The 11,045-nt window shown below is 28.9% G+C and carries 14 protein-coding genes and 1 pseudogene; 9 read left to right on the top strand and 6 right to left on the bottom strand.

What is annotated here, in order from left to right:
* The 3 genes and pseudogenes from RSC72_RS15440 to RSC72_RS15430 all read left to right on the top strand — a co-directional run.
* On the top strand, positions 1–314 hold a 314-nt coding region (locus RSC72_RS15440; RefSeq protein WP_332578658.1), incomplete at its 5' end, for a TolC family protein.
* A 488-nt stretch (positions 315–802) separates the two neighbouring features.
* Positions 803–997 (top strand): T9SS type A sorting domain-containing protein, encoded by a 195-nt coding sequence (locus tag RSC72_RS15435; RefSeq protein ID WP_332578657.1) that lies wholly within the window; start codon positions 803–805, stop codon positions 995–997.
* Between the two features lie 62 nt (positions 998–1,059).
* A pseudogene (locus RSC72_RS15430) lies at positions 1,060–1,572 on the top strand (DUF2400 domain-containing protein); the annotation flags it as partial.
* Between the two features lie 60 nt (positions 1,573–1,632).
* On the opposite strand, the gene RSC72_RS15425 reads toward RSC72_RS15430, so the two are convergent.
* From RSC72_RS15425 to RSC72_RS15405, 5 genes are all read right to left on the bottom strand, one after another.
* Positions 1,633–3,486 (bottom strand): recombinase family protein, encoded by a 1,854-nt coding sequence (locus RSC72_RS15425; protein ID WP_332578656.1) that lies wholly within the window; start codon positions 3,484–3,486, stop codon positions 1,633–1,635.
* A 13-nt stretch (positions 3,487–3,499) separates the two neighbouring features.
* Entirely contained in the window at positions 3,500–4,657 is a 1,158-nt protein-coding gene (locus RSC72_RS15420; protein ID WP_332578655.1) for a hypothetical protein, read from the bottom strand.
* Between the two features lie 2 nt (positions 4,658–4,659).
* Entirely contained in the window at positions 4,660–5,256 is a 597-nt protein-coding gene (locus RSC72_RS15415) for a recombinase family protein (RefSeq protein ID WP_332578654.1), read from the bottom strand.
* A gap of 339 nt (positions 5,257–5,595) precedes the next feature.
* Complete coding sequence (locus RSC72_RS15410) at positions 5,596–6,492, bottom strand: hypothetical protein (protein ID WP_332578653.1); 897 nt, start codon at positions 6,490–6,492, stop codon at positions 5,596–5,598.
* 53 nt (positions 6,493–6,545) lie between these two features.
* Positions 6,546–6,767 carry a helix-turn-helix domain-containing protein gene (locus RSC72_RS15405; protein WP_332578652.1) on the bottom strand — a complete coding sequence of 74 codons (222 nt, stop codon included), beginning with the start codon at positions 6,765–6,767 and terminating at the stop codon, positions 6,546–6,548.
* A 133-nt stretch (positions 6,768–6,900) separates the two neighbouring features.
* Here RSC72_RS15405 and RSC72_RS15400 point away from each other — a divergent pair, with 133 nt between their 5' ends.
* The 6 genes from RSC72_RS15400 to RSC72_RS15375 all read left to right on the top strand — a co-directional run bounded on the left by RSC72_RS15400 (position 6,901) and on the right by RSC72_RS15375 (position 10,150).
* Positions 6,901–7,356 (top strand): hypothetical protein, encoded by a 456-nt coding sequence (locus RSC72_RS15400; protein WP_332578651.1) that lies wholly within the window; start codon positions 6,901–6,903, stop codon positions 7,354–7,356.
* 49 nt (positions 7,357–7,405) lie between these two features.
* The gene (locus RSC72_RS15395; protein ID WP_332578650.1) at positions 7,406–7,801 is read left to right on the top strand and encodes a hypothetical protein; all 396 of its coding nucleotides are present in this window, start codon (positions 7,406–7,408) and stop codon (positions 7,799–7,801) included.
* 18 nt (positions 7,802–7,819) lie between these two features.
* Positions 7,820–8,032, top strand: coding sequence for a hypothetical protein (locus tag RSC72_RS15390; RefSeq protein WP_332578649.1), 213 nt, complete (start codon positions 7,820–7,822; stop codon positions 8,030–8,032).
* A 13-nt stretch (positions 8,033–8,045) separates the two neighbouring features.
* Positions 8,046–8,489 (top strand): hypothetical protein, encoded by a 444-nt coding sequence (locus tag RSC72_RS15385; RefSeq protein WP_332578648.1) that lies wholly within the window; start codon positions 8,046–8,048, stop codon positions 8,487–8,489.
* Between the two features lie 673 nt (positions 8,490–9,162).
* The gene (locus RSC72_RS15380) at positions 9,163–9,795 is read left to right on the top strand and encodes a hypothetical protein (RefSeq protein WP_332578647.1); all 633 of its coding nucleotides are present in this window, start codon (positions 9,163–9,165) and stop codon (positions 9,793–9,795) included.
* Entirely contained in the window at positions 9,779–10,150 is a 372-nt protein-coding gene (locus RSC72_RS15375) for a hypothetical protein (protein WP_332578646.1), read from the top strand. The genes RSC72_RS15380 and RSC72_RS15375 overlap by 17 nt, the downstream gene beginning before the upstream one ends.
* Before the next feature lie 17 nt (positions 10,151–10,167).
* Here RSC72_RS15375 and RSC72_RS15370 read toward each other — a convergent pair whose 3' ends face one another.
* Positions 10,168–10,932: a TIGR02757 family protein gene (locus RSC72_RS15370; protein ID WP_332578645.1), complete on the bottom strand. Its 765-nt coding sequence runs from the start codon at positions 10,930–10,932 to the stop codon at positions 10,168–10,170.
* Positions 10,933–11,045: the final 113 nt, after the last annotated feature.

Genomic DNA, 11,045 nt, shown 5'->3' with positions numbered 1-11,045 from the left:
CCAAGCAGATTCAGGCTGTTTACAAGTATGAACAGACAATTTTAAAGGCTTATATTGAAGTTGCAAATCAGCTGTCAAAAATTAATAATCTGCAAAATACATACGATTTAAAAACGCAGGAAGTTGATGCGTTGACACAGTCTGTTACTATTTCAAACGATTTGTTTAAATCCGCTCGAGCAGATTATATGGAAGTTTTGCTTACACAGCGTGAGGCTTTAGAAGCTAAGTTTGAATTGGTTGAAACCAAAATGCAGCAGTTAAAAACAACGGTTGCAGTTTATAGAGCATTAGGTGGCGGCTGGAGTAATTAAAATTAGATTTAAAGACTGAAATGATTATATAAAAAGCGTTTCCATAAAAATGCCTCCAAATAGTGTATAACTTTTTGGAGGCTTTTTTTTTAAAGGATTTTTATTTCAATTAATATTTTGTATTATCATTATTTTAAATATTTAAAATTAATCTAATTAAAAAATAATTATTTAGGATGAAATTTACAAAAATTTTGTTGCGGGGGGGGGAATTGCCTTACCCTTTATAGCATATACAAACGAGAGTGTGTTTGATAACATTAAAGATGAAAATGCAGAGGCAGGATTATAGTACCAAACCAACATTTTAATGAAGGTAATCCCGTTTTTTATTAAAAGGATTGGGTATAGATACTCATCCTAGTAACTATTTTTCACCGTTGGATATTGTAGTGGAATAGAGGAGTATCACATATAGATGATCAACAAGTATCCTGAAGTAAAAACATTATACAATAGCCCGCCTTATAAGTGGAAACAAGTTATTGATGTACCAGACCATAACTAATACCGATAATTTGTATGTTGAAAACGTTACGGTTTATGATATAGTAGGTAAAGAAATTAAAAATAAAACATTTAGTAATGAAACGAATATTCAATTAAAGGTTGAAAATTTAGTAGTAGGTACCTATATGTTGCATTTACAAACAAATGAAGGTTTGGCAGTTAAAATTGGTTAAGAAGAAATTTTTGTTAAGGTTTTATATAGAAGCCTAAGCAAAAACTTCTGTATTTTTGTAGAATGAATTTCGAAGAACTAAAAGATTATCTTGATTTTAAAGCAGATCAGTACAACAATCCCAATTTTATAGAAAGCGATCCTATACAGATTCCGCATCGATATAAGATAAAAGAAGACATTGAAATCAGTGGTTTTTTAGCAGCTACAATTGCTTGGGGAAATCGAAAAATGATTATTAACAGTGCTACCAAAATGATGGATGCCATGGGAAATAATCCTTATGATTTTGTTATGAATGCCACAAATAATCAGATTGACGCGATTGATAACATTGTTCACAGAACGTTTAATTCAGAAGATTTTCGGTACTTTATTAAATCGCTTAGGAATATTTACAATAATCACGGTGGATTAGAAAACGTGTTTTCAGCAAATAATTCAATCAATCTACAAAACAGAATATCTGAATTTAAACAGATCTTTTTTGAATTAGATCATCCGCTTAGAACTACCAAACATATATCAGATCCGTTGAAAGGATCTTCTTCCAAAAGAATAAATATGTTTATACGGTTAATTAGGGTAGCATAAAATATAACCAATACAATTGTACTGTAAATAAACTGCGATTAATTATATATTTTTTTTGCGTGGTGGGATTGGGTAAAATCTAATAAGATTTTTAGTATCTAATTGAATTGATAGTTTTTCATATAACGATTTGACCAAAATATTATCAGTAACTTCATCAAATAGTGTTTCGTCATCTAAATAATCAACAGAATTGTTTTTGTAAAATTCATCTTCATCATCTGAATTAGATATAGTGATTTGTGCAGTTTGATTCCCTTCATATTTAATACTATTTAAATAAGAACCAAAATATTTTTCTCTAAACTTTTTTTTCTCTTCAGAAGTGAATCGGTTGAAATAACTAATAAAGTTGTTTTCAAATATCTCACGCTGTTCTTCAGATTTAAGTTTGTAGAGTTCAAACGTTTTTAATTGCTTGTCGGCAACATACATAAGCTTATGATCGAAATTTCGTAATTTGATTTCAAAAGCAAATTTTGATTTATCTGTGTTTTTTACTACAACAATTTTTTCAACTAATTCAGAGATTAGTACCTTAAGTCTTTCGAAATCAATATCATCAAAATATTCATTAAGTAATTTTTCAGTTTTATTGAGTTCATAATTTGACCTTTTCTTTTCTATATATATAGTTGTTTCCTCAATACTTTGCTTTAGTTCTTTAATCTGCCGATTGTATTTTCTTATTCTTTCGACAACAAAATCGTTATCCTCATCTTCCTCACTTTCAAACTTATTTAATAAAAGGTTTACTTTTTTATTTAAACTTTTTAAATTGTTCTGTTGTACTTTTAAATTGTTATCAAGTATGGTTAAATCTTCACTTTTTTTTAAAGATTCTACAACTGTAAAATCAAGTAAGAAAGTTTTAAATAATAAATTGACAATGAAGGTGTCAACTTTTGGAATATGAACTCCGAATGCTTCTTTACATGATAATTCATTATAATGCTTATGAAAATTCTTACATTTATAATTATTTTCACCTGCACTCATTTTATATCGTCCTGTTACCTCACTTCCGCAATAGGGGCAAAATAGAATTCCATTTAGCAAATATTTGTATTTATTATTTCTGCCTGCATATTTATTGTTGGATCTAATTTTTTGAACCTTTTCAAATACTTCCTCAGAAATTATCTTATGTTCTAATTCATTTTCTATTATCTCATCAATAGCATTATTAAATCTACTTACAGTAGTTTTGTAAATTCTTTTACCTATATAAATGGGATTTTCTAAAATTCCACCAATGACAGATGAATGCCATATTTTGGCTGAACGAGGTTTTATTTTTTTTGCATTTAACTTATTTGCTATTGTAAATGCACCAATACCCTGCAATGCGAAATCGAATATTTCTTTAACAATTTGGGCTTCTTCATCTATTACTTTATAAAAGTTTTTTTCGTCTCTTGTAAAACCATACGGTTTTTGTCCATGAGTTTTGTTTTCTTTAACTTTTAATTTATTAGCTTGTCTTACTTTTAAAGATGTAATTTCAGCATAATAACTATTAAAAGTAGACACCATTCGCCCATTCATTTTATTAGTTGGATCATTAAAATCAAATAGCTTCCCACCAATATATAAATCAATGGAATACGATATACAAGTATTTTCTATCAGCTTCCAAATGTCTAAATCTCTTTCAAGTCTTGATTGGTCATAACAATAAATAGCATCAATTTTTTTCTTTTTCGCATCTTTAAGAAGGTCATTAAATGATTTCCGATTACTGCTCGTACCTGTTATACCTTCATCAATATAGGTTTCGGTATCCCACTCATTACCTGCAAATTGGATTCCTGCTTCCAATTGTGTCTTAATAGAGTAATCTTCAAGACCTGATTTTAAATTTGAAATTCTACAGTATATTGCTAATCTTTTCATTGGTCAATCTGATCTATAATTTTTTATATCTGTTTTGAACTTGTTGAACTTTAGATTTCCTGAATGGAAAATTTTCTCGCAGTTCTTTATCAAGTGTTTCATCATACTGCCAATCAAAATCCAAAAATCCCCAAAAAAATTCGTAATATTCCTTTTGTTTTTGATCTCTGAAAATTATTACACCAACACACTTTTGTGATTTACTCTCATATTTATGAGCCATTGTTAAATTATGCAAGGCAATTTTCCAATTATGTGCTTTGGTTGAATGTAATGGTATAAAAACAAAACCGCAATCAGTTGCGGGAATATAGATTCTATAGGGAATAATATAATCTTCTTCTTCACATTTCTGTATTGATAAAACCAATCTTTTTTTGAATTCAATTAATTCAGAGCGATTTAGTTTGGCGAGTTCTTGAATTATTGGATAATATTCTGTTTGATAATTAATAAGTTTGATATTTTTATTGAAATTTTTAATAATTTGTGAAATATCAAAATCCTCTTCATTCTCTTTGAAATTTTTAACATTATTTATATAAGAAGCGTTGAAATGATCTGTCTCTAATGTTTCAAAAAAGTGTCCAAGAAAATATTGTTCAGGGAGGGAATTACTTACTTCTTTATTAAATAAAAATAGTCTTTCACGAAAACTTAAATACTCATCTATTTCAGCAGGGGTAATAAGAAATTTACATATCCAATAATAATCCTCTGTATGAAAAAGGTGAATTAGTCCAACATCAGTACTTTCGTAGAATTTTTGAGTTCTTTTTTGGTCAGGAAAATCAACATCAGGATTATAAATTATAATTTTTCTTATTTTAAGATTTTCCTTAGCTTGTAAAATATTCAACCTATGTCCTTTTTCATTTTCAATATATATTTCGGGATATGTTGAAATATATTTTATAGTTGATTTTATTTGTTTTACAGCTTTATTTAATACTTTATTTTCAAACCATTTAGTTTGTTCTGATGAATTGGCTTCTTTTTCCTTTATTTGGTAAATAAAAAAGAGATTATCAAGCCAAACAACATTATCTGCAAATTCTAATTTCTGTTTGTTATCCAATTCTTTAAAGTCATTCTTACTAAATGTAAATTCTTTAAAAAATATATTTGAGTTTATTTCTGTTATTAATCTCTCTGAATTGGTTGCAGACATACTTAAATATTTTCTTTCGTTAACTTTTTAACCTTTTGGACTGTAGCTAAAGATACAGAATTCAATTTAGCAATTTCTCGAAGTGAATATTTTTCTTTACTCAAATCTTTAATTACAGTTTTATATTTTTTGAGAAAATCTTCGGTCGTTTCTGTTGAACCATTTGTACGTCCTTTATAAACACCTTTAAGTTTTGCAATGTGAATGCCCTCCATCTGTCTTTCACGAAGATTTTCACGTTCTTGTTCGGAGAGAATTCCCAAGATATTAGCTATTAAATTAAAGACAGGATTTTTCTTACCGTTGATTAGTGAAGTTATACCTAAATTGGTGATGATAACATTTACTTGATTATCTTCAAGAAATTTCAGTGTTGTAGCAATATCATAGTGATTACGTCCCAAGCGATCTATTGAATGTATTTCTACCTCGTTAATCTTGCCATTAAGAATGTCTTTGATAAGACTCTTTGCTTGCGGTCGTTGGTTGAACTCAACAATGCCACTTATCTTATCAACGTATATTTTATCCGCATCTGTCTTTTCCTGACGATCAATATTTTGGTTGTTGGTGGATACTCTTATGTATTTTGCTTTCATGGCAAACAGTTATTTTGACAAATATAGTAAAAAAATAAAATGTATCATAATTAGGGTATTTATTTTAGTATATATAAGCATGTAAAAAACCAATACATTTTTTGTGTTGGTTTGTGCTAACTTCATCTATAGTTTTAAATTGTTACATGAAACTCCAAAAAATATAGCACTGTACTAATTTTAAGGTATGACAAATCTATACATTATATATTTTCATGGAATAAGCAAAAAATAAGATAGTTTCTTTATAATAAAAATGAGAAAAACCAACATTAAAAAAATGTTGGTTTTTACACTCAGTTAAGTTATTGTATAATATTATAAGAAGTATTTCAAATTTTAATTTGAAAGCTTCTTCATCCGTGATTCCAACGAAATAATTTTAGTGGTGTCAGGGAACAAATTGGATCCTTCTTCAGGAGCCATAAGTGCAGGTTTTATTTCTGCCCCTTTTGAAATTAAATCAGCAAATATTGAAATGAAATTCTTAAGCTTTTCAATATTTTCAGGTTCGTTTTTTGAAAAGTTCTCCGAAGAAACAAAATTTGCTTCGGCTGTTAGCAAAATCTGAGTCTCAGCTTTTTGAGCTGATAAGATATCTTCTAAGCTATCATTTTTTACTTTTAAGCCTCTCAACTGCTCTTCTAAAATTCTACCTTCAAGAATTTTCTTGTGTATAACCGCAGCCGACCAAACAATACTTGCTATCACGCTCACAGCTGTTGATCCAACAAATACATTTATCCAAATCGAACCATTTTCAACACTTACTATTTTAGTATGTCCTCCTATTTCATCTTGCAATATAACTTGCGTTAGAGCTAAATGAATTTCACGTGATACTTTTGATAAATCATCAAAATCTTCAACGGGTGGTAATTTGATATTGATTGAATCAGTACTTTCAGTTGGTGTTGTCTTTTCCAAAACTGAAATAAAATTCTCAATCAAACTTATTAATATGCTAATATTTGATTCTATCGATGCAAATTCCTCACTATTAACGCGTAATTTTAAGTTAGAGTTATTGAACAAAGCTGAATTATACAGGTCTTGAACTAAATTACTAAACAAACCCAATTTTTCAATACTATTAATACCTTGTCTTAATAATTGTAGTTCGTTAAGATCATAATAAGGAACACCATTTGAAAGAAGTTGTCTTGAATAATTCAATTCTAAAAGAGGTTTAATTTCTATAAGTTTTTGTTTTATCTTTTTAAGGGAAGTTTCCATATTGGTTATTAAAATTAAATTTATTTATTGGTAATTCGCAAATATATAAATATTTATTCTTTGAAATCCATAATTTGCTTTAGGGGTATTTTGAGATTTTTACATATATTATAAAGAGTACCTAAAGTTGGATTTGTCCGCCCTTTTTCAATTCTTATTAAATTATTATATTCTATATCTAAACGATCAGCAAATTCAGTAATAGTAATATTTTGACGTAACCTTTCTTCACGTATTTTTCCACCAACTATTTTAAAAACTTCTTCTTTATCCATTTTAATATCATAAATGATTGTTTGTAAAGGAAATTTTTTAAATTTGCTTCATATCAATCATATATGATAGTTTTGTTAAAGTTGCAACTAATGCTACTTTTTAAACAAATCATCTATTCTTAATAAAAATAATATGTTTAAAAAAATCACACTTATTTCTTTGGTTGTATTTTCAACCTCAACAACTTTTGTTTCATGTTCGTCGGACGATGAATCACAACAAAATCAAAATTCTTCTTACAATGTAAATCCACCCGATTGGGTTCAAGGTACTTGGAAAAATTCCAACAACGACCAATTTACATTTACATCAGACGATATTCAATATTCTGATGCCGACGGTGGATCATGGAAATTCTTACATAACAGTTGGCAACAAACAATCAACAATAATAAATCAAAATTTTACGACAAGACTAAAACGGACAATTATTATGAAGCTGAATACCATTATTATGAAGGCTTCTTGGATACTAATATTAAGGTAAATAAAACAGGGACAAATGCAATTACCGTGAAGTATACTTACTTCGGAGATGACGGGAGTGTAATTAATGTTGAAAATTATTCACTAACCAAATCTAACTAATATGCCGTTATATAAAATTAGATTTTCCACTAAGGGAATCGTGGATGAAATGGTTGTAAACTTGGATAACAAAGATGAGTTAGAAGCAACAGATATTTTAGTGCGTTTTTACAATGTAGACAATCCAATAATTATATCTATCATTCAAACAGATTCTGTTTCAGCAAAGTCATTTTCATCAAATTTTCTTAATGATTCAGAAAAGAAATCAACCGATATTTGGGCGGTTGTTACATTTGCAACAGCACTGATTGGTTTCATGTACTTACCTCTTTTGTTTGTGCCAATTTGCTTCATATCGTCCATTATTTCGTACTACCGTCTTAAGGACAACCAAAACCTTACAGGTAAAGGTTTGAGGCTAACAGGTGCTATAATTAACTCAATCAATATACTGTACTTGATGTACACTTTTGACCTGGGACCTTTTAATCCAAATAATTAATCAAATTTTACAACTACAATGAATACAAAAACAGCAAATTTAATAATTGTTATCGTAGTGGTTTTATCAGGTTTTGCTTGGTATCAACTATCATACAAGAAAAATGGTAAAGAAATTATTGAAAAGATAAAAACGACCAAACCCATAACTGTTGATAACGAAAACAATAAGAAGGAAATAGATTCTTTAAAACGTGAAGTTCAAACACTAAAGAATAGAGTTAAACGATAAATAATAAGTTCGGATGAAGAAAATAGGAATTGGATTATGCTTATTTGGTTTAATACTCTGTTTAATAGGTATGACAGGAGTTGAATTACCTGCTTTAAGCAGAAATCTTAAATCAACCAAATCAGCGGTGGAAAAAGTTAAAGAGCTTCATACAACAGCAACCAATCAAAATAATGCTGAAAACCTTGGATATAATGAAAATGTTCAAAATTCTAACAAAGAACAACTGATTGAACAGCAGGTTTATAAAGATGAGTCCAATTACAGCAAGATATATAAAAATGGTGTTCAAAATCATAACGATTATGTAAGAGGTAATGACGGAAAAATTTACGAAAATAAACTATGTTTTAACTGTTCAGGTGAGGGAGTTACAATATTTCTCAATCCTGCAACAGGACAAAAAGAAACAGAAATTTGTAGAGCATGTGACGGTGTCGGACAGATTGGTTATTAAATACAGGTAGGGAAATTTCCTACCTTTTTCTTTTTAAGCCTAATTCACATAGTTTGTATTTTGCAATTTATTTATACGTTGTTACTTAACCTATCGATACAAATGTTTGAATTGAGGCAAGATAACCAATGTTAAATGGAGATTTTATCTCATTTTTTACCACCATCCGTCCTCCCTCGCACGTATCCTGTTAATCCCTGTCTCCCCTCCCGTTAGGTCGGAATACACCCAAGTTGATTAAAAAAATTTTTTAATTTTTTTCTCTTTTGGTAACAACCATCGCTTAAACAATAAACCGTTAGAACTAACTCATAGTGTGTGTTATATTGTTAATATAGTCTTATGAAATATTGGTTGGTAACTAAAACCTTTGATTAAAAATTATACCGAATATTAAATCTAAGGGTGGCATAAGAAAATACCTATAGCTTAATTAGAGAAAAATACAAATATATTTTTGTTTGTATTTTATTGAAAATCAAAATTTTAAAAATATTCTATAAAAATATTTTACGTTCAATTCATCTTTTTATCATTTATACACTATTTATAATCAAACCCATTTTTGTAGCAATATTGTTATCATTAATGGGCATATTATAAGTAATAAGTAATGAACAGAATATATTTACCAATAAGCTTTTTCTTAGATCGAAATATTATAGATCTAAGTATGGATCAAATCAAAAGAAGAATAAAAGATACAAAAAAACTATCTGTACTAAACCCTAATGTTGAAGACATTGTATGTTTTAAAAAGTTTAAAAACACGTCAGGATGGACAATAAATTACGAATATTTGGACTATTTTAAAAGACAAAGAAATCATAAGAAACCAAATCAAAAAACAAAAGAAAAGAGCATCAAAACCTCAATACACGATCGAAAGATTGATTATGAGTTTGAAATCACCATGAATTTTAAAGATGGTTGCAATTTGAATCATGTTGATGGTGGATCATACGATGTCAGTTACTATACCCACATAGCTCATGAAATATTCCGCTTAAATAGAAACGATATGTTTTACATGGTAGAAAAAGATAATGAAAATTATCATCATGTTCACATTGGTTTAAACGGTGATCCTGATGAAATAGTAGTCATCGTATCTATTTTACTTTTGAGACTTGTACAACAGAATGATTTAAACTCTAATATTCCCAACGGAAAGAAAATAAACTTCGATAGAATACACAACCAATTCGGTTTTAAGAAATACCTGAAAAAGAATTACTATTCCACCCGTTATGGTGAAACAGTTGTACCATTAACCTTTATATATACAGATGAAAACGAAATATAAAATTATACGCACACCAATTATACACTCGATAAATGAAGATGAAACAGATAAAAAATTTATTGATCCTTTTTACCGCTATGGAACTATTAACAATCCAATGTTGTTTAAAAGTCTTACGTCAGCATTAGATTATTTCAACCATTTAAAGGAAACATTTGATTGGTTTGACTATGTGCTTGATGCACCAATTGATTATATGTACCAAGATAATTACCCAATTCAAGTGGTTAAATGTTTTTATGAGACGGATGAATGGAACGCTAATGAATTTGGAGAGGTTTACTTTTATCCGCATAGCTTTAACGACTATAGAATTTTACCTCGAATTATTGGTGAAAGAAATGATAAATATTAATGATCTAATTATTAAATCTATTTAATTCCTTCAAAAACACCCAAGCCAAATAAAGCAAAATCATATTTAACAGGATCTGTTGGATCGAATTTTCGTAATGCTTCGTCCAATTCAATCAATGCTTTTTGATCGTTTTGCTTTCGGTTTAAAATACCTAAAGTTCGAGCTACATTGCCAGAATGAACATCCAAAGGACAAGATAATTCTGATGGTGAAATAGATTTCCAAATACCAAAATCTACTCCCTTTTCGTCATTTCTTGTAAGCCAACGAAGGTACATATTCAACCTTTTCGAAGATGATCCCTTTAATGGATCTGATATGTGTTTGGTTGTTCGAAGAGGGTGATCTAATTCAAAAAAGATCTTTTTGAATTCTGATATTCTATTTTGAAGACTGATTGAAGTGTTAGTAGAAAACACTTTTTCCAATCCACCATGATTTGAATAAATATTTTGAAGTGATTGAATAAAATACTTAAAATCTTCTGTGTTAAAAGTTCTATGAACAATATTTTCAACACTTTCTATTTGATCGTCCGTCGCATTCATTACAAAATCAAATGGATTATTTCCCATAGCATCCATCATTTTACTCGCACTATTGATAATCATTTTTCGATTACCCCATGCAATGGTTGATGCTAAAAAACCACTTATCTCAATATCCTCTTTGATCTTAAATCTATGAGGAATTTGTATTGGATCGGACTCAATAAAATTTGGGGTGTTGTATTGATCTGATTTAAAGTCTAAATATTCTTTTAATTCATCAAATTTCATCTAACAAATATACATCAAAGAATTAAATTTATACTCTACCCTAATTAACTGTTTATACATGTTTTTGCGCTGGGTTTCGCGTAAAGATACAAACGGAGTCGATTTTGGTATTT

Origin of the sequence: Algoriella sp., from assembly GCF_036647415.1 — a bacterium.
Classification (GTDB): Bacteria; Bacteroidota; Bacteroidia; order Flavobacteriales; family Weeksellaceae; genus Empedobacter.
This window is presented reverse-complemented; position numbering and strand designations above follow the sequence as displayed.